The 23575-nt window shown below is 65.1% G+C and carries 20 protein-coding genes; 9 read left to right on the top strand and 11 right to left on the bottom strand.

Annotated features, from left to right (window positions below; translation table 11 throughout):
- Positions 1-71: 71 nt before the first annotated feature.
- Entirely contained in the window at positions 72-677 is a 606-nt protein-coding gene (locus WKW77_RS20225) for a hypothetical protein (protein WP_340358658.1), read from the bottom strand.
- Between the two features lie 116 nt (positions 678-793).
- On the opposite strand from WKW77_RS20225, the gene WKW77_RS20220 reads away from it, so the two are divergent.
- Entirely contained in the window at positions 794-928 is a 135-nt protein-coding gene (locus tag WKW77_RS20220; protein WP_340358657.1) for a hypothetical protein, read from the top strand.
- Between the two features lie 820 nt (positions 929-1748).
- Positions 1749-2102, top strand: coding sequence for a hypothetical protein (locus WKW77_RS20215; protein WP_340358656.1), 354 nt, complete (start codon positions 1749-1751; stop codon positions 2100-2102).
- Positions 2103-2136: 34 nt separating this feature from the next.
- On the opposite strand, the gene WKW77_RS20210 is transcribed toward WKW77_RS20215, so the two are convergent.
- Positions 2137-2733 (bottom strand): recombinase family protein, encoded by a 597-nt coding sequence (locus tag WKW77_RS20210; RefSeq protein ID WP_340358655.1) that lies wholly within the window; start codon positions 2731-2733, stop codon positions 2137-2139.
- 185 nt (positions 2734-2918) lie between these two features.
- On the opposite strand from WKW77_RS20210, the gene WKW77_RS20205 reads away from it, so the two are divergent.
- On the top strand, positions 2919-3827 hold the full coding sequence (locus WKW77_RS20205; protein ID WP_340358654.1) for a hypothetical protein: 909 nt from the start codon (positions 2919-2921) through the stop codon (positions 3825-3827).
- 326 nt (positions 3828-4153) lie between these two features.
- Positions 4154-5080, top strand: coding sequence for a hypothetical protein (locus WKW77_RS20200; RefSeq protein WP_340358653.1), 927 nt, complete (start codon positions 4154-4156; stop codon positions 5078-5080).
- Positions 5081-5100: 20 nt separating this feature from the next.
- Here WKW77_RS20200 and WKW77_RS20195 read toward each other — a convergent pair whose 3' ends face one another.
- The 4 genes from WKW77_RS20195 to WKW77_RS20180 form a co-directional block, all read right to left on the bottom strand.
- Complete coding sequence (locus WKW77_RS20195) at positions 5101-5415, bottom strand: MarR family winged helix-turn-helix transcriptional regulator (protein ID WP_340358652.1); 315 nt, start codon at positions 5413-5415, stop codon at positions 5101-5103.
- Positions 5416-6310: 895 nt separating this feature from the next.
- Positions 6311-7549: a TIGR03862 family flavoprotein gene (locus WKW77_RS20190; protein WP_340358651.1), complete on the bottom strand. Its 1239-nt coding sequence runs from the start codon at positions 7547-7549 to the stop codon at positions 6311-6313.
- Entirely contained in the window at positions 7546-10851 is a 3306-nt protein-coding gene (locus WKW77_RS20185) for a UvrD-helicase domain-containing protein (RefSeq protein ID WP_340358650.1), read from the bottom strand. The genes WKW77_RS20190 and WKW77_RS20185 overlap by 4 nt, the downstream gene beginning before the upstream one ends.
- Complete coding sequence (locus tag WKW77_RS20180) at positions 10848-13397, bottom strand: PD-(D/E)XK nuclease family protein (protein ID WP_340358649.1); 2550 nt, start codon at positions 13395-13397, stop codon at positions 10848-10850. Before WKW77_RS20180 ends, WKW77_RS20185 begins: the two co-directional genes overlap by 4 nt.
- A 138-nt stretch (positions 13398-13535) precedes the next feature.
- On the opposite strand from WKW77_RS20180, the gene trxA reads away from it, so the two are divergent.
- Both trxA and rho read left to right on the top strand, forming a co-directional pair.
- Positions 13536-13868, top strand: a complete 333-nt coding sequence (gene trxA / locus WKW77_RS20175; protein ID WP_340358648.1) for a thioredoxin TrxA — start codon at positions 13536-13538, stop codon at positions 13866-13868.
- 180 nt (positions 13869-14048) lie between these two features.
- On the top strand, positions 14049-15314 hold the full coding sequence (gene rho / locus WKW77_RS20170) for a transcription termination factor Rho (RefSeq protein WP_088957308.1): 1266 nt from the start codon (positions 14049-14051) through the stop codon (positions 15312-15314).
- Here rho and WKW77_RS20165 read toward each other — a convergent pair whose 3' ends face one another.
- Positions 15315-16376 carry an oxidoreductase gene (locus tag WKW77_RS20165; RefSeq protein ID WP_340358647.1) on the bottom strand — a complete coding sequence of 354 codons (1062 nt, stop codon included), beginning with the start codon at positions 16374-16376 and terminating at the stop codon, positions 15315-15317.
- A gap of 119 nt (positions 16377-16495) precedes the next feature.
- Between WKW77_RS20165 and WKW77_RS20160 the strand changes: the two genes are divergently transcribed.
- The 3 genes from WKW77_RS20160 (at position 16496) to WKW77_RS20150 (ending at position 19898) form a co-directional block, all read left to right on the top strand.
- Positions 16496-16753: a type B 50S ribosomal protein L31 gene (locus WKW77_RS20160; RefSeq protein ID WP_088957310.1), complete on the top strand. Its 258-nt coding sequence runs from the start codon at positions 16496-16498 to the stop codon at positions 16751-16753.
- A gap of 81 nt (positions 16754-16834) precedes the next feature.
- Complete coding sequence (locus tag WKW77_RS20155; RefSeq protein WP_340358646.1) at positions 16835-18565, top strand: hypothetical protein; 1731 nt, start codon at positions 16835-16837, stop codon at positions 18563-18565.
- A gap of 49 nt (positions 18566-18614) precedes the next feature.
- Positions 18615-19898 carry an MATE family efflux transporter gene (locus tag WKW77_RS20150; protein ID WP_422823235.1) on the top strand — a complete coding sequence of 428 codons (1284 nt, stop codon included), beginning with the start codon at positions 18615-18617 and terminating at the stop codon, positions 19896-19898.
- On the opposite strand, the gene phoR is transcribed toward WKW77_RS20150, so the two are convergent.
- The 4 genes from phoR to pstB all read right to left on the bottom strand — a co-directional run bounded on the left by phoR (position 19882) and on the right by pstB (position 23574).
- Positions 19882-21216, bottom strand: a complete 1335-nt coding sequence (gene phoR / locus WKW77_RS20145) for a phosphate regulon sensor histidine kinase PhoR (protein ID WP_340358644.1) — start codon at positions 21214-21216, stop codon at positions 19882-19884. The genes WKW77_RS20150 and phoR overlap by 17 nt on opposite strands.
- Positions 21217-21255: 39 nt before the next feature.
- Positions 21256-21948, bottom strand: a complete 693-nt coding sequence (gene phoB / locus WKW77_RS20140) for a phosphate regulon transcriptional regulator PhoB (protein ID WP_340358643.1) — start codon at positions 21946-21948, stop codon at positions 21256-21258.
- Between the two features lie 55 nt (positions 21949-22003).
- Positions 22004-22705 carry a phosphate signaling complex protein PhoU gene (phoU, locus tag WKW77_RS20135; protein ID WP_340358642.1) on the bottom strand — a complete coding sequence of 234 codons (702 nt, stop codon included), beginning with the start codon at positions 22703-22705 and terminating at the stop codon, positions 22004-22006.
- An 89-nt stretch (positions 22706-22794) separates the two neighbouring features.
- Positions 22795-23574, bottom strand: a complete 780-nt coding sequence (gene pstB, locus WKW77_RS20130; RefSeq protein ID WP_340358641.1) for a phosphate ABC transporter ATP-binding protein PstB — start codon at positions 23572-23574, stop codon at positions 22795-22797.
- Position 23575: the final 1 nt, after the last annotated feature.

Raw genomic sequence — 23575 nt, 5'->3', positions numbered from 1 at the left:
TTCGTCGACAGATTCAAACCCAGACCGAGTTGACCCGGGGGCGTCACGCGTTTGGAAATCATGGCTTCAGATCATGCAAGGGCCGGGCCTGTTTTGCAGACCATCCCTAGGAAGTCCGAAGCCTGCGCCTGGGCGTTGTTCACCCACTCGGCGTCATTGATCTTCGCCACCTGATCCATCACCCGGTCGCGGGTCTGCGTGTACTGCTTGTCGAAGCCCGCAGCCGCGTACTTGCTCTGCCCCGCCAGGGTGCTGTTGCGCCACTCGGTGAGGTAGTTGTCCGCCTCCTGCGGGGAGTTGAACTTCAGTTCCCCCTTGGTGAGCTTCGAGGTGATGTCCCGCATTCCAGCCTCGTGGGAGTTGACACCCCAAATGTGCTGTGCGGTGCCGACGAAGACGGGGCTCTGCGAGGGCAGCATCTCGCCGCTCTGAATCTTCTTGCCGAGTTCCCCTACGGTCATCGACTGAGCCCACCGCTTGGCGGCTGATGCGTCATCGATCTCGGCCTGATGGCGGATCGTGTCGGCCAGTCCTGCGCCCTGCGCGAAGGCGTCCGCGAGGCCCTTCCACCGGGTCTCCTGTTCGGGTGCCGCAGCGATCTCCGTATTGGCAACAGGACGGGCCATCGTCTGGAGGTGCTGCTCGCCGAACTGGTCGTTGACCTGGACGCGCTTCATCGCTGCACCTCGACGGCACCGGTCGGAGCGTTGACCGTGACGCCGTTTAGGACGAGGGCGGTAACTAGCTCCTCAGGCGTGAGACCGACACGCCCGGCCGCGCTGGAGATCAGGCGATGGCAATTGACAATGTGGCTGAGGGCGTAGCTGCAGGACGCCCATGTGGGGTCACCTTCACGGGCGACGGTGCCGGTGCGCTTGTCGGCTTCGCTCTGGATGCGACGCTGTACTACCTTGACGTGATCGAATAGTTCGAGGGACAGGGAGTAAGCGCGGAGGACTCGGGGATGAGGTTTAGTTGCCATGTTCAGGCCGTAGATTCGTAAGGAGGAAAAAGAAAAAGCCCCGACACCGGAGAGGCGTAGGGGCTCTGGGGACAAGGACGCGAAGGCGACCTATCGGCAATGGCTTGGAGTCACGGAGAGATGAGCGTGAGGGGGCATCAAGCCACTGGCGATAGACCGCCGCAGGGGGTATGGTTCGATGGAAAGACCACGAAGGAATCCACCCATGTGAGGTGAAGCGTGAAGGACCGCAGTTGGTCTCACGCCGAGGGCACCGTTAAAGGGAATCAACTGGTTCCTCTTCAGGTTCATCCCTAAGGTTTTTATTCTTCTAATCATCCTCATCAGAGATGCACCTTCAGGAGACCGAAAGGAAATCGTTTAGGTTCACCTTTAGGTTGCCCCCTCCCCGTGCTCAAAACGATTCCATCGCCCCCTTCGATGGTCTCGGTGCGGCGCCCCGAGGGGGGGTGCAGCGATTGAGTTTGGGTGCCTGCGCGGATGGCAGGACTTGGTGTGGTCGAGACGCCGCGAGGTGCGGTGCTCTACCTAGTCAACGTGGAAATCGGCTCGCCTCAGGAACGCCCCCAACAAGGGGGCGCACCGGCGCCGCGTGCTCTCCTAGTCAAGGGGGTATTCGGCCGAGTCGATGGGCTCACCCTATTGAGAGGGGAAATCGCTCGGGCCACTGGCTCTTTCCTAATGAGAGGGGTAATCGCGCAGTTCTCAGTGCCCGCTCTCCGCTGCGACAATCGCGTTGCAGGGAGAACTGCGATATGGAGTCGGAATGGCAGAGCTCTTGATCGGCATCGTGTGCGTTGTGGCGGCTTACCTCTTTTTCGCGACACCGCGCAAGGGATCGCTGGCGCAAGTTCAAGAGGATGCTCGGCAAAAGGAGTCCGCTTTTCGAGCATCACCCGCAGGCGACGAACTTAGGCGATACGGACGCGAGCAGGTTGATGGGTATTCGGTTTGGTGGGAGCGCGTGCAGCGGAGGGCGTACACACTCGATCCGAACAGGTGGGACGATCTGGCCCCAATGAAGTTTCCCCGAGATTGGGCCATCGAATGGCCTGACCTAGAGCGAGCGAAGCTCAATGAACTGATGAAGGCCCAAGATTCCGGCAGCGAGGTATCGTGATGCGTCCGCTGTGGACGCTCTCACGATCACGGCACTATCGAGCGGACGCCTTCAGGTACTCGTACACGCTGGCCCGAGAGATGCCGAGGGTCGCCGCGATGTCGGTCTTGGGGATGCCACGCGCCGCCATGTCGCGGAGCGATGCAGCGGCTTCCGCATCGAGCGCCGGCTTGCGGCCCTTGTAGGCGCCCTGGGTCTTGGCAATGGCGATACCCTCGCGCTGCCGCTCCTTGATGAGGGCGCGTTCGAACTGACCCACGGCGCCGAGTAGCTGGAGCATCAGCGTTGCCATCGGGTCATCGTTGCCCGTGAAGGTCATCCCCTCCTTCACGAACGACACCGACACACCGCGCCCCGTGAGGTCCTCTACTACTGCCTGAAGGTCTTTGAGGGACCGCGAGAGGCGGTCCATCGAGTGGACATAGAGGTGGTCCCCCTCACGGACGTATTCACGCATAGCCTTCAGTTGCGGGCGGTCAGTGTCCTTGCCGCTGGCCTTGTCCGTGAAGGTCTTGTCCAGGTCCACGCCGTCAAGCTGGCGGGCATCGTTCTGGTCCACGCTCGAAACCCGGACATAGCCAATGCGCTGGCCGGTAGCGGGGTGAGAGGGGGTCTTGCGCTGTGCGTTCATGCTGGTTCGCTCCGAGACTTTGTATGGATGAAGTCTAAAAGTTATTCTGGAATGTGTCAAACAAACCAGAATCCAACCCTATCTAGACATCAAACGAGGGCGCCGTGTGTGTCTGCTGAGGGTGTACCTCATTCGGACGGGACAACAGCGATACTCTGAGCGTAGGTGGATGAGGCGCATTAATGATGAACAACAAACTTGGCTTGCGTTACGAGCGGCTTCTTCTTTTCACTGCACCCTTGAGTCTTCTTTCGGCGCTGTTGCTCTTCCTGGCTTTCGCTGCAAGCTCTCAGGAGGACCAAGTTCGAGCACGCTGCCTCGACGCCGCTGTAGAGGTGCTTCAACCACGTGTGGAAGAGTTGATCAAAACATTCCGCCGCCCTGTGGAGAAGACAAAGCTCGCGATAGATCTCAAGCAAATTGACTATGTGCACGACTTAAGCGTTGCCCTTATCCCTGCCAGAGTCGGGAAGTGCGGGAGCAGCATCGAACCTCAGATCGAGCGATGGACAAAAATGCCCCCGGAAGAACTTGTTCCGGCGATCAAGGGCGAAGCTGCCAAGTTGAGGGCGGTGCCACTACAGTTGTATGGCGTATCAATGCCCGACAAGGCGAGCCTCAGCTTGCTTGGCAATCCTGTCACCATCGCTGCGCCCACCCTGATTCAAGCCCTACAGTTTGCCCTTGCGCCGTTACTCATGCTTTGGCTGGGAAGTCTGTACAACACTCGACTGAGGGAGGTGTTGTTGGTCAAGGAGAGTAGAAATCTGGCGCAGCTCTTTCCACACATGCTCAACGTCTACCCGTCGGGTCGACTTCCGGAGCCACGCCGAAGGGTTCGCTTCCCAAACCTACCCAGGCTGACGATTTGCTTTCTATATTTTTGCACCCGCGTGGCCTTGCTCCTCATGTTCATTGGGCCTCCCGTGTTCATGTACCTCTATGGCGTATTCCTGTTGAACATTGAAGCGAGCCCTTTGTACCTCTTTCTGCCAGGGATCGTCATCTTCCTGTTCGCCATTACGAATGTTGCGGCAGAGGCGGCGCCCGCTCACTACACGAAGTGGTTCCAGAAGGGGGCCGGGGAAAAATGACTGCTCAGGATTGGATTGACCAAATGGCGTCGCGCTTGGCGCACCTGAAGGACGCCGACGAGGCCACCATATGGGAAGCCATCCCGCCGCTGTTCCCTGAGGTCTACGGGGCACCCTGTGCCCAGAGCAATGCGTATCACATCGCCATCGCGTCGGCAGTGGTACGGGCAGTCCAGGACGGGGCTGCGGGGGCTTGAGTCATCCCCGGAGGTCGCCCCGAGAGGCACCCCCACGGGGGAAAGCTGCACTCGGATTTCTTCGAGGGGGCTCTCAGGTTTTCGAACCAAAATCAAAACGACACATAGCGCGAGATGCGCGGAGGAAGCATGGAGACCGTCAAGGAGTTTTTCGACGCCATCAAGGGGCAGCTATCGGAGCGCCTAGCAAACCCCTTTACCGGGGCCTTCTGCATCGCGTGGGTCATCCTGAATTTCCGGCTACTTATGGTGTTCGCGGGCACAGGGACGTACCAGGAAAAGTTCGCCTACATTGATGCCAGCCTATACCCCGATTGGCGGCACTGGGCACTGCGCGGCTTGGTGGTGCCGATGGCAACCGCTGCGATGTACTTGTTGGCATACCCCTGGGCGACTACATGGCTTGCTGAGCACTATCGCAAGCAGCAGACCAAGGCAAACAACCTTATGAAGGCGGCGGAGGGCACCGCACTGTTGTCCAAAGAGGAATCCCGCGCACTGCACGTAAGGCTTGCTGAGGCGGAGCAGCGATCGACTAGCGAGCGAGATTCGTTCATTAAGGAACTCGAAGCCCGACGAAACACGATTGCGGATCTTGCGCGAGAGCGGGACGCACTTCGCGATGAAGTTCTTCAACTCAGGGCGGTTCATGGCGATCCCGAGAACCAAATGCCCTCTCCATCAACTGTTTCGGAGACTCCCCCAGGAGCAGACGACAACGAATCCGCCGCCACGAAACTAGAAAGGGCGCGGTTCAAGCTCGTCGCAAGCGACGCTGCGCGGCTTCCGAGGGATATCGGAAGCGAGCAGTACAGTCGTCCCCAGCTAGTTATTTTGTCAATCCTGCGTGAGGGCAATCGGCTCCCCACCCAAGACCTAACTCGTCGTATGCAACTGCCCGCTTTTGATGTGCAGAGAACACTGGACCGCCTGCGAGACTTGAAACTCGTGGGCTACGACAGCAACGGGGAATGGTTCATAACGGCAGACGGACGGGCGTTACTTGGCGCCTTCGTGGACGCCAACCGCTGGAACTTTGCGAACGATGCGCCATAACCTGTATCGCCGACACGCTGCTAGCGACTTCGGGAAGCTTTCGAGGCACCAGCAAGGGTCGCCGGGATGAGGCGGCCGAGTGCAGTGAGCCTCAATACTCTGCGCCTACCATCCAGACCCCGACGCTGAGCGATAAGCCCGACACTCACCAGCTTTGCGACGTGGCGCGATGTGGTCTGCCTCTTGAAGCCGGTCACCTTTCCAATCTCCGACTGCGAGCGCCCGCCATAGCGAACGATCGCGATAAACGTCTGCATCTGTTCTGCGGTGAGCCCGGGTGCAGCCTTGCGCATCTCGCTGGTTACGCGTTCATAGCTGTTCAGGTCGATGCTCATTGCGGACGCACGTACATCTTCGCCGGGAAAGAGGTTGTGGTGGGACATCAGCTAAGCAACGGCCCGTGCTCGGCAGCATCGACCAAGAGGAGATACATGCACGCCTCTTCCCGGGTTTGGTTACGGGAATCCTGGTGGGAAAAGGTGTAGCTATCGGCCAACCTGAACGAGACTTCGCACGGCAACGCTACGGGGCTGTGCCAGTGGTCGGCATAGCCATTCGCCAGAGCCCGGGCGGCGGATAGTAGGGAGCCCCGAAGGGGGTTCACTGCGAGGTTGAGGGAGTGCATACCGACCATTGCCATTTGCTTTTCCTGTTGGTTTTCCGCGCTCCACATGGCGCGGCACAGGAATCATGCCCATAGTCAAAGGAAATTAAAAGTCGCCTTCCGAGAGCATCTCGCTATCGAAATTATCTCGGAAGCGAGATTGCCCTCTGGCGGGTGCGGTACGATCACACTCCTCGCTGTGACACTGGCTTGTATCACTTGAGACAGGTGAGGCGCCGTAAGTTATTGATTTGATTAGGCTTTATCTTCCGCATGGCGGCGGTAAGGCTCGTCAACCTCATTCAAGAAGCTCGCCGAGGGGTTCACGCCCCAGGGCTTTCATCCGAAAGCACTGTATGCAAATACAGTGAAGCGAGTAGAATTCGTCGTCTCCAAGAACAACTCGAGGCGACGATATGACCACCCACCCTTTCCCCAAGGCCGCAGCGCGAGTGCTTCCATTTGCACCTCGGCCGCGGGTCGGCCGGTCTGCGTGGCCCTTCCCCATTGCGTCCACCGCGCCCGCAACGCCCGCCCCGCGCGCAGTCAATCTTCAGGTCCACGCGGCGCGGGTCATCGCCACCAGCGTGAGGCACTGGCAGTTGCGTCCAGAGGCGGTGTAGGGCTCAGTCCAGGATGCGAAGCACACCGTCTGCCGCAGCCACGCCGCTGGCCATGCAGGCAGTCAGCAGATAGCCACCGGTAGGCGCTTCCCAATCGAGCATTTCGCCGGCGATGAAGACGCCGGGCAGCACCAGGCTCATCAGTCCGTCGTCGAGCGCCTCGAAGCGCACGCCGCCGGCAGTGCTGATGGCCTCGTCGATCGGCCTCGGTGCGACGAGCCGAAGCGGCACGGCCTTGATCGTTTCGGCCAGTCTTTCCGGCGAATGCATCTCGTCTTTCGTGAGCACTTCGTGCAGCACGGCCGTCTTGATGCCCTCCAGACCCAACCGGCTCTTCAAATGGCTCGCCACCGATCGCGAACCGCGCGGATGCATCACGGCAGCGCGCACCTGCTCCGGCGTACGGTCGGGCAACAGGTCGACCGTCAAGGTGGCGCTGCCCTCTGCCGCGATCTCGTCGCGCAGCAAGGCAGACGCGGCGTAGATCAGGCTTCCCTCGATGCCGGTCGCAGTCGCGACGAACTCGCCCTTGCGGGCGAACCGGCGACCCTGCCGGTCGGTGAACGCAATGGCTACCGACTTGAAGGGCATTCCGGCGAAGCGCTCGGCAAAGTATGGCGTCCACGACAGATCGAACCCGCAGTTGGCGGGAACCAGCGGCGCGATATCGACGCCGCGCGACGACAGCCAAGGCACCCATGCGCCGTCGGACCCCAGGCGCGCCCAACTTGCACCGCCGAGCGCGAGCACTACCGCATCGTGCGAGACGACGACGTCGCCGCCCGGTGCCTTGAAGCGCAAGCGGCTTGTCGGTGTCGATGCATCCTCCCAGCCGGCCCATCGATGGCGCATGTGAAACTGCACGCCAGTCTCCCGCAGACGATGCAGCCACGCCCGCAGAAGCGGCGCGGCCTTCATGTCCTTCGGAAAGATCCGCCCCGAAGTGCCGACGAAGGTCTCGATGCCGAGTCCGTGCGCCCATTCGCGCACCGCATCGGGGCCGAATCGGCGCAGCAGCGGTTCGATCTCCGCGCGTCGCTCGCCGAAGCGTTCGACGAATCGATCGAAAGATTCGGAATGCGTGAGGTTGAGCCCGCCGCGCCCGGCGAGCAGGAATTTGCGCCCCACCGATGGCATGGCGTCATACAGGTGGACCTGCGCGCCGCGCCGGCTCAGGACTTCGGCCGCCATCAATCCGGCGGGTCCGCCACCGACGATCGCTACTGACTTTGACTTGTTCATTCGAGTGTGACCAGTTCGCCCTGCCCCGTGAGGAAGGCCGCGCGCACGGTCTCGCCGGGATAGGCTTCCTGCACCGCATCGCGGTAGCGATTGAGTTGCGCGATCAGGGTTGCATCGCGCTCGGGGCGGGCCGCGGACTTGTAGTCGAGCACCCACCAGGCGCCGCTTTCGCGATGGCGCACCAAGCGATCGATGCGCAGGACCTGCCCCTCGTGGACGAGCGGGACTTCATTGCCGTGCCAGTCCAGCGCATCGATCTCCCATGCCCAGGCGCCCGCGCCGGAACGGATGCGCTGGGCCATGGCCGCCGCCGCCCGGGTGGCTTGCAGGTCGAGCATGAACTCGCGTGCGGCCGCGCGCAGATGCTCCATCGGCAAAGGCGCACCGGGCCGCGTCCATTCGAGCAACCGGTGCATGGCCTGTCCGAGCGCCGATGCGCGGCTGTCGGTGTTGCGCACCATGGATGCGGACGGCTTGAGGGGCGAGTCGATCGCAAGCGTCGGCAGATTCAGCATCTCGAACGACGAAGGCGCTGACCCGGCCGCGATGTCCACCGGTGTCGCCACATCGTCGATCGGCTCGCAGAGACCTTCGAGCCTCGTCCACCAGCTCCGCCCATTGGTCCGCGCGGCAGCGACGGCGGAGACCACCAGCGCTTCCCGTGCGCGCGTGGTCGCCACGTAGAGCCCGTTGATCTCTTCGCGATGCCTCGCCGACTGCTCTTGCGCCAGATCGTCCGCCGCGCAAGCCGGTGGATTCTTCTCGCTCGCGATGAACACGAAGCGCTCCGGCGCGGGCGCATGGCCCGGCCATTTGACGAGTACGCCCATGGTCTGCGCGCGCTGCGCGGAGGCGTCCGCGTCGAGCATCAGGACGAACCTGGCCTCAAGGCCTTTGGCGCCATGCACCGTGAGAAGCTGCACCGCCTCGGTCACCGACACCGAAGGCGCTCGCACGCCGCCGGCGCGCAACGCGCGCACGAAGCCATACGGCGTCGCGAAGCGCGCCCCATCGAGTTCGAGCGAGGCCGCAAGCAGTCCTCGCAGGTTGGCGATGACGGCCGATCGCATGGCCGCCGGCGCGGCGGCCGCAAACGTCGAAAGGACATCGGCGTCATGGAAGATCGCGCAGAGCGCATCGTGCGGCGGCAGCACCTGCAACCACTGCTGCCACTCGCGCAGCCGCGGACCGATGCCGGCCAGCGACCCGGACCAGTCCGGCGCCTGCAGCAGGTCGAACCAGCTCGCGCGGGTTTCGCGCTGGCGACGGGCGATCTGCACCAGTGCGTCGTCGCCCACGTGCCACAGGGGCGACTTCAGCGCGCGTGCAAGCGAGAGATCGTGGTCCGGCGATACCAGCGCATCGATGAGCGCTACCACGTCCTGGACTTCAGGCGCGTCGTTCAACTCGTTCTTTTCCGGCTGCTGGACTGCGATGTGCAGCTTGCGCAACTCGTCCTGCATCACGGCAAGCCGGCTGCGCCGCCGCGCGAGCACCATGATCTGGCTCGGCGCGGTGCCCTCTGCGATGCGCGCTGCAATCCAGCGGGCGGCTTGCTGGCATTCCTTCTGAAGGAGCTTCTCTTCGGGCAGGAGCCGCGGAGTGGTCAGGCTGTCCCGCCACGCAGGTGCAGGATCCGCCGTGGCATCGTCCGCCAACGCGGCAGCGATAGCGTCGCGCCCGATCAGCGGCAGCTTGACGATGCGTCCCACCGTGCGGGATTCGGTCGTGTGATCGCGGAACCCACTGAACTCGCCGGCCTGCTGCGCTTCCTGCATCGCCGCGTTCACGAGGCCGATCACGGACTGTGCATTGCGATGGGTGTGATCGCAGTTGAGCAAATCGCCGCCGAGTCCCTGCTGCACGAAGTCCTTGGCCGCGATGAACACTTGCGGCTCCGCGCGTCGGAACCGGTAAATGCTCTGCTTCGGGTCCCCGACGATGAACACGCCCGGGCGCCGCGCGCCGGCTCCTGCATAGCTGCCGAGCCAGCCGTTGAGCGCCTGCCACTGCAGCGGGTTCGTGTCCTGAAACTCGTCGATGAGCAGGTGCCGCACACCCGCGTCGAGCCGCTCCTGCACCCAGCCCCAGAGCTCCGCATTGCCCAGCAGCATGTGCGCCGCCTGTTCGACATCGTTCATGTCGACCCAGCCGTTGGCGAGCTTCACCTCCGCGAAGCACTTGACGAGCAGCCGCGTGAGGCGGGCCATGCGCTGCTGGTGGAGCCATGCCTCGTGCTGCGCACGTGCCGCGCAATACTGCTGCACGCGCTCCTGCGCCGCGCGCACGTCCTCGATGCCGGCGAGCTTCTCGCCGAACTTGCGCGGCTCGCCCTTCTGCGTGAGCAGGGCGTCGAGCACGCCCGCGGCCTGGCCGTCGGTCACCGCCTGTTCCAACTCGACGCCGCGGCGCGAGAAGGTCGGCGCGCTCGCTCGGCCCAGTGCACGCGCCGCCGCCAGCAGCACGCCGCGCCAGGCCGGATCGCGAAGCAGGATGTCGTCCGGCGAGTCCGAAGCTGCAAAGGCGGGAAACATCGCCTGCATCGGCGTCACCGCGCCATCGACCGCACCATGCGCCTCGGCGAGCGCGAACTCGACGCGTCGCGTGAGCGCTTCGTCGAGCGCCTTCGCCACCTGCGATCGGCCGTGGGTCGCGACCAGCGCGTGGTAGTCCGCCGAAGCCCCCGCGTCCGCCGTCACCGCCGCATAGAACGGGCGCCAGGTGCGCACACGCGCCTCGGCGTCGTCTTCGAGCAGCTGGTAGTTGGCCGGCAGGCGCAATCGTTCGAGCACCGCGACCGGTGCATTGCGCAGCAGGCCGGCGAACCATGCGTGAAAGGTGCGGAACTGCACCGGCCGCCCGTGGCTCAGGAGTTCGCGATAGAGCCCCTTCAGCCGCGGCGCCGCGCCCTGTGCGACTTCGAGCGACATGCCCCGCATCCGCAGTTCGGGCACCAGTTCTTCCGCCGGTTTTGCCGCGAACGTCTCCAGCCATTGGTCCAGACGCTCGCGCATCTCACCGGCCGCCTTCTTCGTGAAAGTGATCGCGAGGATCTCATGCGGTGCACAGGCCGCATCGCCCTGCTCGAGCAGCGCGCGAAGGATGCGCGACACAAGCATCCACGTCTTGCCGGCGCCGGCACAAGCCTCCACCGCGACCGAACGGCGCGGGTCGCACGCGATCTCGTAGAAGCGCTCGCGCGACACATGCGCGCCGTTGTGTTCGTAGGCGGGCGCGAATTGGACAGCCTCCGCGCTTCGCGCTGCGGTGCGAGCGCCTTCGGGCGGCCGGGCGGCGCTCATGGCTGACCCTCCCAGAAATCCTTTCGGCAGAGCCCGCGCGCGGCGCAGTGCTCGCAGACCTGCCCTTCGCCGAGCGCCGGCAGCGGCGCACCTTCGGCGATGCGTTCCAGATCGCCGATCACGCCTTCCACGAGCGCGTCGCGGGCTTCCACGATGTCCTGCTGCTCGAAGGTGCGCGTGCCGGAGGACTTCTCGCCGACGTTGACATAGGCGGCGCGCAGCGTGTCGTCCGGGAACAGCGCGGCATAGAACGCGAGCTGGGTGTCTTCGTAGGGGTCCTTCACGCGCTCGCGGGTCTTGTCGGCGGACTCGGTCTTGTAGTCGATCACGAAGGCCCGGCCATCGGGCGTCGAATCGACGCGGTCCAGGCGGCCAACCAGCTTGACGCGCGCGAGCGGCACTTCTTTCCACGGCTCGGATTCGACGAACACGGCGCCTTCGCCGGCCTCATGGCCCGCGAGCCATGCCAGGTAGCCGTCGCGCGTCGCCGGCCAGGCGGCAGCGAACGGCAGGAACTCTGCTTCGGATAGGCCGAATTCGCGGGTCGCCTGGGCCTCTGCGGCGGCCATCATGGTGCGGCGCGCTTGCAAGTCGGGCGTCGGTGCGTTCTTCAGCGCCTCATGGAAATGGCCGAGCACCGCGTGCAGCCAATTGCCGAAGTCGCGCTTGTCGAGTTCGGCGTCCAGCTCGTCGCTGCTTCGCAGGCCCAATTGCCGCAAGGCGAAGAATCGATAAGGGCAGCGTCGCAAGTCTTCGTAAGCCGTCGACGAGAGCGTGGGCGGCATCAGTGCATCGCCGTGCGGCCTCGGATGCGGCGTCGGCTGCGTCGCCACCGGCACGGGCGTGCGCGGATCGGCCGCGTCTTCGGCAGCGCCGTCGAGATGAAGCATCTGCACGAGCGGACTCGGCCGGACCGGTTCGCCGCTCGCATCGAACTGGCGCCAGAGCACGTCGCAATGCGGCGCACCCATCGCAACCGCCCAACCCGCGCGCTGTGCTGCCTCGAGCGCTTCGCGCGACGGCAGCGCCAGCGCTTCGCGCTGGGCAGCGCTCCAGTCGCCGGCGGGTTCAGGCGACGCGGGCAGACGTTGATCGTCGCAACCCGGCACGACCACCGCGGCGAAGGCACGACCCAGGAGATGATGCAGCGGAAGGACCACGGCGCTGGACGATTCCGCTACGTCAGGCGCCAGCACGAAGCTCGCGGCCTCGAGTACATCGCGCACCCAGCCCGTGAACTCGACCAGCGTGCAGCGCGGGCCGCGCATCTCGCCGGATTCGGCATCCAGATGCAGTGCGGAAATGGTCTCAAGACCGGCCACGTCGTTCATCAGGCCGAGCCACTGGCCGCTGGCATCGAGGAGCGTCCGGGCGGCAGCGAGCCACTCGCCAAGCGGTCGCGAGCCCACCAGCGCTGCGCGCATCGCTTCGATCGATTCCGTCAGAGGGCGCAGTGCCTCTTCCTGTGGCTTCGAGCTGGCTGCCACGAATGCACACCAGCCGCGCCAGTCGCGCATGCCGCGATCGCGCAGGCGAGCCTCGAGCAAGAGGACCGCGCTGCGCTCGAAGGCTTCGGCATGCTTGAGCCAGTCCAGCACCTGGTCGCTGGCGGCGTCGTGGAAGCAAGCGCGAAGCGCGCTCATCAGGCCGGCCGCCGCGCGCGTGGTCGACAGCTTCCATCCCGTCTCGTCGTGCGGCGTGACGCCATGGGAGACGAGGTGCGCGCTGATGCGTCGCGTGAGCGCACGATCGGTCGCCACCAGCGCGACGGGGGCGCGGCCTTCCGCCAGGTGGCGAAGCACGCAGGCGGCGGCGCGTTCGGCCTCGTCTTCGGGATCCACGGCCGCGTGAAGGCCGACGTGCGAGGGCGCGTCCTTCGTGACGAGCGGCAGGTGCACGCAGCGTTCGCCGAAGCGCTCCGCGAGCTTCCGGATCAGCGGGTCGGGCTGCAGGCCGTCGAGCACGATCAATTGGTCCACTTGCGCCAGGGCGCCGGGTGCAAAGAGGACGTCGGTCGCGTAGCCCGAACTCCCGGCCCAGGCGAGCGCGACCCCGTTCAGCGCGCTCTCCACGTCGAACCACTCGGATCCGCGTCCGGCCTCGATCGATCCACGCACGCGCTGCATCCACGCCGTGCGCTCTCCGGGCGCCTCGGCCGCAGCCAGCGGTGCGAGCTGCAACGTGATCTCGACCAGGCGCCCCGCCAATGCATTGCGCGAGGTGCCGAATCCCGCTCGGCCCAGGAGCGACTGTGCAGTGAGAAGGTCGCGCGCCATATCGAAGGCGATGTCGTCCGCATCGGGCACGAAGCCGCCGATGCTGCGCGCCCAGTTGCGCGTGGTTTCGAAGCGCGGCGCGAAGCCCGCCGCGGCGTGGGCGGCCCACATGTCGCGCGCGACCTGCATGAGTTGCGCGTACGGCACCAGAACCACCGTGCGGGACGGATGCAGGCCACGCTGAGCCAGCGCGCGCGAAATGCGGCCGACGATGCCATGGCCTGGGTCGCACCAGAGCGCGTGCGCGGGATGATGCTCAGAGGGATGCATGGGAGGTTGTCGAAGCGCTGTAGGTGCTTTGGCTATCGGCGCCATAGCTTCCGTGCCGGCCACGCCGGAACTTGGTTTCTGTCACAATGACCCGCACTTTAGCTGCACCGAAACTCTCAGCGCAGAAGGACCCATCCCATGGCCAGCGAACTCATCAAACACATCTCCGACTCTTCTTTCGAAGCCGACGTGCTCAAGTCCGGCAAGCCTGTGCTCGTGGACTACTGGGCCGAATGGTGCGGCCCCTGCAAGATGATCGCGCCGATCCTCGACGAAGTCTCCAGCGCCTACGAAGGCAAGCTGCAGATCGCCAAGATGAATGTCGACGAGAACCGCGACATCCCGGCCAAGTTCGGCATCCGCGGCATCCCGACGCTGATGCTGTTCAAGGACGGCCAGCTCGCCGCCACCAAGGTCGGCGCGATGAGCAAGGCGCAACTGACCGCCTTCATCGACCAGCAGCTCGCCTGAAAAAGAGCCTCCCGGCCGCCAGCGCGCAATGCGTTGGCGGCTTTTTTCCTGTCATAATCCCCCACAGATCACCGGCCCATTCAGGGACCCGGTTCGAGTTCCCCGGTTCGTGAGGCATCTCTCGCCTCACATCAAACCTCCCCCCTCGTTTTGACAGCTATCCCCGCAAGGGGTCGTTCCATGCACTTAAACGAACTCAAGGCACTTCACGTCTCCGAAGTCCTCAAGCAGGCCGAGGCCCTGGAGATCGAAAACGTCGGTCGCATGCGCAAGCAGGAACTGATGTTCGCGATCATCAAGAAGCGTGCAAAGGCCGGCGAACAGGTGTTTGCCGACGGCGTGCTCGAAATCCTGCCCGACGGCTTCGGGTTCCTGCGCAGCCCCGACACCAGTTTCACCGCGAGCACGGACGACATCTACATCTCTCCGAGCCAGGTCCGCCGCTTCAACCTGCACACCGGCGACATGATCGAAGGCGAAGTGCGCACGCCCAAGGATGGCGAGCGCTACTTCGCGCTGACCAAGCTCGACAAGGTCAACGACGGCCCGCCAGAGGCGAACAAGCACAAGGTCATGTTCGAGAACCTGACCCCGCTGTTCCCCAAGCAGCTGATGCGCCTCGAACGCGACAACTTCAAGGGCGACGAGAACATCACGGGCCGGATCATCGACATCATCGCCCCGATCGGCAAAGGCCAGCGCGCACTGCTGGTGGCCCCGCCCAAGAGCGGCAAGACGGTCATGATGCAGCACATCGCGCATGCGATCAGCGCCAACTACCCCGAGGTGCACATGATGGTGCTGCTCGTGGACGAGCGGCCTGAGGAAGTGACCGAGATGCAGCGCACGGTGAAGGGCGAAGTCATCGCCTCGACCTTCGACGAGCCCGCCGCGCGCCACGTGCACGTCGCCGAGATGGTGATCGAGCGCGCCAAGCGCCTGGTCGAGCTCAAGAAGGACGTGGTGATCCTGCTCGACTCGATCACCCGCCTCGCCCGCGCCTACAACAACGTCGTGCCTTCTTCCGGCAAGGTGCTGACCGGCGGCGTGGACTCCAATGCCCTGCAGCGCCCCAAGCGCTTCCTCGGCGCGGCGCGCAATGTCGAGGAAGGCGGCTCGCTGACCATCATCGGCACCGCGCTGATCGACACCGGCAGCCGCATGGACGAAGTGATCTTCGAGGAGTTCAAGGGCACCGGCAACTCCGAAATCCACCTCGACCGGCGCCTCTACGAAAAGCGCGTGTTCCCGTCGATCCAGCTCAACCGCAGCGGAACCCGCCGAGAAGAGCTTCTGCTGCCACCCGAGATCCTGCAGAAGACCCGGATCCTTCGTCAGCTCATGTACAACATGGACGAGATCGAGGCGATGGAGCTGATGCTCAAGAACATGAAGGCCACCAAGACCAATGTCGAGTTCTTCGACATGATGCGTCGCGGCGGCTGATCAGCGCGCCGGCAGAGCCCGCCCTTCGGTGGCGCTTTGTCGGCCGAGGTCGAGCAGTTCCATCAGCTCGACCGCCTGATCCGGCGGGACCGGATTCGGGCCTTTCCCCACAATCGCATCGCGCACCGCGGCGTAGTAGGCGACATAGTCGCCCGCCTTCGTCGGCAGCTTGCGCGTTTGCATGCGGCCGTCCGCCGCGCACACGGTGAGCTCGCCGTCGATCGGATCCGCACCCCACGCGGCATCCGTCGGGCGGCCTCCGGCACGCAGCGCGTCTTCCTGAGGGTCCACGCCACGCTTGATGTAACTGCCCCGGGTGCCGTGCACGATGTAGCGCGGCGCGGCATGCGCGGCCAGCGTTGTCGCATGCAGGACCACCCGCAACGGCGCGTGCGGGCCGCTTTCGTAGCGCAGGACGGCATGAAAGTAGTCTTCGACGAGCGCACCATCGCGCAGGACCGCACTGTCGAGCTGCAGCACATCGGGACGCCCGAACAATTGCACCGCCTGGTCGACGAGGTGCGAACCCAGGTCGACCCAGAGCCCGGCGCCCGGCACCGGCTGCTCACGCCAACGCGCCCGCACTTCGGGACGGAAACGGTCGAAATGCGATTCGAAGTAGACCGGACGCCCCAGTTCGCCGCTTGCGAGAACCTCGCGCAGCGTGAGGAAGTCGGCGTCGAATCGCCGGTTCTGATAGACGGACAGCACCCGGCCCTGCCGCTCGGCCAGCGCCGCCAACTCGCGCGCCTGCGCCGCATCGAGGGTGAAGGGCTTGTCCACCACGACATGCTTGCCGGCCGTGAGGGCCGCCTTGGCGACCGGATGATGCTGGGCATTGGGCGTGGCGACGACGACCAGATCGATGTCCGTCCGGCGCAGCAGGGCGTCCACGTCCGGAACCACGTCGACCGCAGGCCAGTCCGCGTGCACCTTGTGCGGCTGGGAGCTTGCTACGGCGCCAAGCACCAGGCCGGGCACAGCCGACAGGACGGGCGCATGAAAGGTCTGACCGGCGAATCCGTAGCCGACCAGGCCGGCACGCAGGGTGGTTTGGGACATGACTCTAGGCCTCTGGCGCAGAAAACGGCCAGTATGCGATAATTGCAGGCTTCGCGAAAAGTGCACCGCGGCACCCTGCTGCGTGGATTGTGGCTCTCGCATCGACCAAAGGAATCACCATGAAAGAAGGCATTCACCCGAACTACCGCGAAGTTCTGTTCGTCGACCTGTCGAACGGCTTCAAGTTCGTGACCCGCTCGTGCGTCAACACCAAGGAAACCGGCAAGACCGACGACGGTCGTGAACTGCCTCTCTTCAAGCTCGATACCTCGAGCGAATCGCATCCGTTCTACACCGGCACGCAGAAGTCGGTCGACAACATGGGCGGCCGCGTCGAGAAATTCCGCAACCGCTTCGGCAAGACCGCATCCAAGTAAGGAAGGCGCTTCCGAGTCGAGGGCAGCCCGGGTCACCGCGCTGCCCTTTTTCTTTCCCAACGAGCACCTTCCCTTCCCGAGTTGAACCATCCGACGCCCGCAATCGTTGCCCAGAGCGCCGTGCGCCGCCTGCCGCGCATTGCGTTGCTGCTGCTGTGCGCGGCGTACCTCATGCCCGGGCTGCTCGGCCGCGGCCCGTGGAAGAGCGCGGACATCACGGCGTTCGGCTACATGGCCGAACTCGCCCAGAGCAAGGACGGCATCGCGGCCTGGTTCGACCCGCTGCTGCTCGGACTGCGACCGGAAACGCCGGCGCTGTTCCCCTACTGGATCGGTGCGTGGGCGATCAAGATCGCGCCTTCGTGGATCAATCCCGACCTAGCGGTTCGCATCGCCTTCGCGCTGCTACTCGCCGGCACGTTCACCGTGACCTGGTATGCCGTCTACTACCTGGCGCGCACCTACCGCGCCCAGCCGGTTGCATTCGCCTTCGGCGGCGAGGCCCGGCCGACCGACTACGCGCGCGCCATCGCAGACGGCGCGCTCCTGGCGCTCATTGCATCGCTCGGGCTGGCGCAGCTCGGGCATGAAACCACGCCCGCCCTCGCACAACTGTTCTTCGCCTCGAACCTGTTCTTCGGCGTGGCGGCACTGCCCTACCGCCGCATCGGCCCCTTCGCCGCGCTGATCCTGGGCACTTTCGGGCTGGCACTCAGCGGCGGCCCGACGGTCGGCTTGACCTTGGGGATCGGCTGTGGCGCCATCCTGCTGATGGAGCGCAGGCGCCTGCCGGCCGAGGAAGTACCGGCCTCCGAGCCCACCTACAGCACAGCCTCCATCGCGGGGGTGTTCGTCATCACGCTGCTGGCCGGTGCGCTGGCGGGCGCGCTGGGACTGCTGCAGTGGCGGATCGACCTGCCGACGTCCCAGGGCGTACTGCCCGAAGTGCGCAGCCAGGCCAAGCTCCTGCTCTGGTTCACCTGGCCCGCCTGGCCGCTCGCCATCTGGACCCTCTGGCGCTGGCGCCGGCAATTGGCCGCGCGCCACGTCGCCCTGCCCCTCTGGTTCGCGGCCGTGCCGCTGCTGGCGACCTGGACCACCAATTTCTCCGAGCGCTCGCTGCTCCTCGGCCTGCCGGCGTTCGCGACCCTCGCAGCCTTCGCGCTGCCGACCTTCCGGCGCAGCGTGGCCGCGCTGATCGACTGGTTCACGCTGCTGTTCTTCAGCGGGTCGGCGATCATCATCTGGGTGATTTGGGTCGCCATGCAGACCGGCGTCCCGGCCAAGCCGGCGGCCAATGTCGCCAAGCTGGCCCCGGGATTCGTCCCGCAGTTTTCCCTGGCGCCCTTCCTCTTCGCGCTGACGGCGACGCTCGCCTGGGCCTGGCTGGTGCGATGGCGCACCGGCCGGCATCGCGCAGCGCTGTGGAAGACGCTCGTCCTGCCGGCCGGAGGCGCCGCCCTGTGCTGGATGCTGGTGATGACGCTGTGGCTACCGGTGCTCGACTTCGCGCGCAGCTATGTGCCGCAGGTCAATGCGATCGCCGAGCGCGTCGGCCAGCCGGGCTGCATCTCCGAACTGGCGCTGGGCCGTCCCCACATCGCGGCGCTGCGCTACCACGGCAATTTCAATGTGCAGCCGCTGGTCGGCGGTCCGCCCTGCCCCTGGCTGCTGGTCAGCCCCGACGCGATCGCGAAGCTCCACGAGATAGTCAATCTCGAAAGCTGGCGCCTCGTCGGCACCTTGCGTCGCCCGACCAGCCCCGGCGACGACCTGCTGCTCTACCAACGCCTCGCGCCCGTCGGTGACTAGCGAGCGGCGCGTCATCGGACGCCACGCCGCGACGGTGTTCGTCGGGCAGATGGCGGTCATGGCTTTCGGCGTCACAGACACGATCGTCGCGGGCCGCTATGCCGAAGGCGCGCTGGCTGCGCTGTCGGTCGGGTCCGCGATCTTCATCAGCGTCTACGTCTCCTTGATGGGGGCGCTTCAGGCGCTGCTGCCTGTCTGGGCCGAGCTTCATGGCGCCCAGCGCACTTCCGAGGTCGGCCGCTCGGTCCGGCAATCCCTCTACGTCTGCGGCTGCGCGGTCGCAGTCGGCATGGCGATCCTGCTGTTTCCGGCGCCGATGCTGCGATGGACCGATGTGCCGCCGAGCATGCGCGGCGACGTCGAGGCCTACCTCGGCGTGCTGGCCTTCGCACTCGCACCGGCCCTGCTCTTCCGTCTCTTCAGCACGCTCAACCAGAGTCTCGGCAAGCCGCAACTCGTCACTTGGCTCCAGTTGGCATCGCTCGGCATCAAGCTGCCGCTGTCGATCTGGTTCGCGTTCGGCGGCGCGGGCCTGCCGGCCATGGGCCTCGTCGGATGCGGCTGGGCCACGCTGGTGGTGAACTACGCCATGCTCGGGGCGGCGATCTGGCTCCTGCGCTCGGAGTCTTCGTACCGCGAATACCGCTTCTGGCAGCGCATCGAGCCGCCCGACTGGACGCAGCTTCGCAAGTTCGCAAGGCTGGGCATCCCGGCCGGGCTCGCCGTGCTGGTGGAAGTGACCTCGTTCACTCTCATGGCGCTCTTCATCGCCCGGCTCGGGACAGCGGCGTCAGCCGCGCACCAGATCGCGGCGAACCTCACGGCGGTGGCCTACATGGTGCCGCTGTCGCTCTCCATCGCCACGAGCGCGCGCGTGAGCTTCTGGCTGGGTGCGGGCGATGCCCTGCTCGCGCGGAAGGCTGGGCGCAAGGGCTTCCAGCTGACGGTGCTCTTCGCGCTGCTGATCGCATCGGCGATGGCGATGTTCCGCTGGCAACTGGCGGGCATCTACTCGGCCAATCCGGCTGTCATCGCGCTGGGCGCGACGCTGCTGCTGGCGACCTCCTTCTACCACCTGGCCGACGCGCTGCAGACGCTGTGCGTCTTCGTGCTGCGCTGCTACCAGGTGACCGTGATGCCGCTGGTCCTCTATGGGACCCTGCTCTGGGGCGTTGGCCTCGGCGGGAGCTATCTGCTGGCCTATCGCGGGATCGGACCGTGGACGGCGATGCAATCGCCTCTCGCGTTCTGGCTCATGAGCGGCGTGGCGCTTTTCGCCACCGCGGTGCTCTTTCTCGTGCTGCTCGGTTGGACTGTCAGGCGACGGCGCTGACGGCCGGCGTGCGGCGCAGCCGCGTCACCGGAAAAACCAGCGTGAAGCGCGAACCCTCGCCGACCTTGCTTTCGATGCGCAGTTCGGCGCCGTGGCGCTGAGCGATGTGCTTGACGATGGCGAGGCCGAGGCCGGTTCCGCCGGTCTCGCGCGAACGGCTGCGATCGATGCGATAGAAGCGCTCCGTCAACCGCGGAATATGCTCCGCCGCGATGCCCGGGCCGGTATCGCGCACGGAGAATTCACCCCGCCCGTCGGGCAGCAGGCGCCAGAGCACCGTGACCTCGCCGCCCGGCGGCGTGTAGCGCAGCGCATTGCTCACGAGGTTCGACATGGCGCTCTGCAACTCGGTCGATACGCCGGCAATCTCGGTGTCGGCTTCCATCGTGAACGACAGGCGATGGCCCTGCTGCGACAGCCGGCTCGAAAGCCCGCGCGCCTCGTCCTCGCACTGGGCCAGCAGGGCTCGCACGCGAATCCATCGGTTGGGGGGCGGCGCGGAGCTGCCCTCCAGGCGCGACAGCGTGAGCAGATCGTTGACCAGCGTCTCCATGCGGTGCGACTGCTGGCTCATCAGGTGGAGGTAACGGGCGCGCTCGTCGGCATCCAGCGGGAGGTTCTGCAGTGTCTCGACGAAGCCGGCCAGCACGGTCAGCGGCGTGCGGATCTCATGAGAGACGTTGGCGACGAAATCGCGGCGCATGGCCTCCGCCTGCTCCAGGGAGGTGACGTCGCGCGTCAACAGCATGCGCCGGTTGCCGGCATAAGGGTGCACCTGTATCGACAGGCGACAGTGCTGGTTGCGCTGCAGCGCCTTGGAAGGCGCATCGATCACGACGTCGCGGCTGTAGTTCCACGACGCCAGGTACGCCACGAAGGCCGGGTCGCGGACCAGGTTCGAAAGGTGCTGCAGCAGATCGCGTTCGGCGTCGATCCCGAGTTGCTCGGCCGCCGTCTGGTTGCACCACTCGATGCGGCCCTGCTGGTCGAGCAGCACCACGCCATTGGGCGAAGCCTGGATCGCTGCGAGAAATTCCTGCAGCCGCTCCTCCGCCTGCTGCGCGAGCTTCTCCCGGTCGCGCAGCAGCTTGCGGATGCGTTCAGCCAGTTCGACCCAGACGCCCGGACCGCGCGACGGCAGCCCGACGGCGTCGTTGCGCAGCACGCGCAGGAGCCGGTGCGCATGCCATGCGTCCATCGCGAGCCACGCCACGGCACCGAGCCACGCACCGAGCCAGGCGAAGCGCCAGGAGATGAATGCAGCGGCACCGCCGCCAAGGAGCGAGGCGAGTAGGAAAGTCGCGATACGGAAGGGCATGCCCGGACATTATCCCGCCCAGCTCAGCGGGGAGGCCTCTCAGACGGTGGCTTGTGAAGTCAACCGGTAGCCCGCGCCACGGACCGTCTCGACCATCGGCGCAGCCGGGCCGAGGGATTCGCGCAGGCGCTTGACGTGGACGTCGACCGTCCGCTCCTCGATATAGACGTGATCGCCCCAGACCTTGTCGAGCAGCTGCGCGCGGCTGTGCACGCGCTCGGCATGCTGCATCAGGAAGCCCAGAAGCTTGAACTCGGTCGGCCCGACCTTCAGCGGATTGCCCTGCCAGGTGACGCGGTGCGTGGCCGTATCGAGCGCGAGTTCGCCGATCTCGACCCGCTCGGTCACCACTTCGGGTGCGCGGCGCCGCAAGACCGCGCGAATCCGCGCGAGCATCTCCTGCGTCGAGAAGGGCTTGGTGATGTAGTCGTCGGCGCCGGCGTCGAGCCCGGCGACCTTGTCGGGCTCGTCGCCGCGCGCGGTCAGCATCAGGATCGGGATGCTCTTGGTGCGCGGGTCCTTGCGCCACTGGCGCGCGAGTTGCAGTCCGCTCTGGCCCGGAAGCATCCAGTCCAGCAGCACCAGGTCCGGCAGGAACGCATCGATCTCACGTTGCGCGGATTCGCCGTCTTCGGCCCAGATCGGCTCGAAGCCGTTGTGCCGGAGGTTGACGGCGATCAGCTCGGCGATCGAAGACTCGTCCTCGACGATCAGAATGCGGGGTTTTTTCATGCGCTATCGAATTGTCCAATGAAACTGACGCAGCCGAAGCGGCCTGGGGAGAGCTTCATTGAAGCTGTGCCTCGATCTCGTTCATCGAGGCGTGCCGGACGTCAGCGCCCTTCACGATGTAGATGATGAACTCGGCGATGTTCTTCGCATGGTCGCCGATGCGCTCGATCGCCTTGGCGAGGAACAGCAGGTCCAGGCTCGCGGAGATCGTGCGCGGATCTTCCATCATGTAGGTCACCAGCTTGCGCACGAAGCCGTCGAATTCCTTGTCGATCAGGTCGTCGTCCTTGAGGATCGACAGCGCCGCAGCGGTATCGAGTCGCGCGAACGCATCGAGTGCCTTGCGCAGCAGGCCCGATGCCATGTCCGCGGCGATGCGCAGCTCGGTCGACGGCAGCGCACGGGCCGCGCCGCTCTCGATGATCGACTTGACCATGCGCGCGATCTTGTGCGCCTCGTCGCCCACGCGCTCGAGGTTGGCGGTGGTCTTGGAGATCGCGATCAGGAGGCGCAGGTCGCGCGCGGTCGGCTGGCGCCTCGCGATGATCGACGACAGCTCGCGGTCGATCTCGATCTCCATCGCGTTGACGCGGCTCTCGGTCTCCATGACGCGTTCCGCGGTCTCGGAGTCGAACTCCTGCAGCGCGTAGACGGCCTGGTTGATCTGCGATTCCACGATGCCGCCGAGCTCCATCACGCGCGACGACACCATGTTGAGTTCGCTGTCGAACTGGCTGGAAAGGTGCTTTTCGGTCATCGTGCCTCCTGCCGAGCCGCCTCAAAGGAGGCATGCGCCCCCTTGGGGGGCTGCGAACGAACGTGAGCTTGGGGGTTCATATCTGCTCCTTAGCCGAAACGGCCTGTGATGTAGTCCTCGGTCTCCTTGCGCTTGGGCTTGAAGAACATTTCTTCCGTCGCGCCGAACTCGATCAGGTCGCCGAGGTACATGTAGGCGGTGTAGTCGCTGCAGCGCGCGGCCTGCTGCATGTTGTGGGTCACGATCACCACGGTGTATTCGTTCTTCAGCTCCGCGATCAGTTCCTCGATCTTCGCGGTCGAGATCGGGTCGAGCGCCGAGCAAGGCTCGTCGAGCAGCAGCACTTCGGGCTTGATCGCGATGCCGCGCGCGATGCACAGGCGCTGCTGCTGGCCGCCGGACAGGCCCGAGCCGCTTTGCTGGAGCTTGTCGCGCACCTCGGTCCACAGGGCCGCCTTCTTGAGCGCCCATTCGACCCGGTCGTCCATCTCGGACGCGCTGAGGTTCTCGAACAGCTTCACGCCGAAGGCGATGTTGTCGTAGATCGACATCGGGAACGGGGTCGGCTTCTGGAACACCATGCCGACCTTGGCGCGGATCAGCGCCACGTCCTGCTTGGAGGTCAGCAGGTTTTCGCCGTCGAGCGCGATCACGCCTTCGGCGCGCTGCTCCGGATACAGCTCGAACATGCGGTTGAAGGTGCGCAGCAGGGTCGACTTGCCGCAGCCCGACGGGCCGATGAAGGCCGTGACCTTGTTCTCGGGGATCTCGAGGTTGATGCCCTTGAGCGCGTGGAACTTGCCGTAGTAGAAGTTCAGGTCCTTGACCGAGATCTTCGCGCGCGTGGGTTGAGCGATTGTGGATGGCATG

It is taken from the genome of Variovorax ureilyticus (genome assembly GCF_037889935.1).
Classification (GTDB): Bacteria; Pseudomonadota; Gammaproteobacteria; order Burkholderiales; family Burkholderiaceae_C; genus Variovorax; species Variovorax ureilyticus.
The sequence above is the reverse complement of the archived record's forward strand: the minus strand, read 5'-3'. Positions and strand labels throughout refer to the sequence as shown.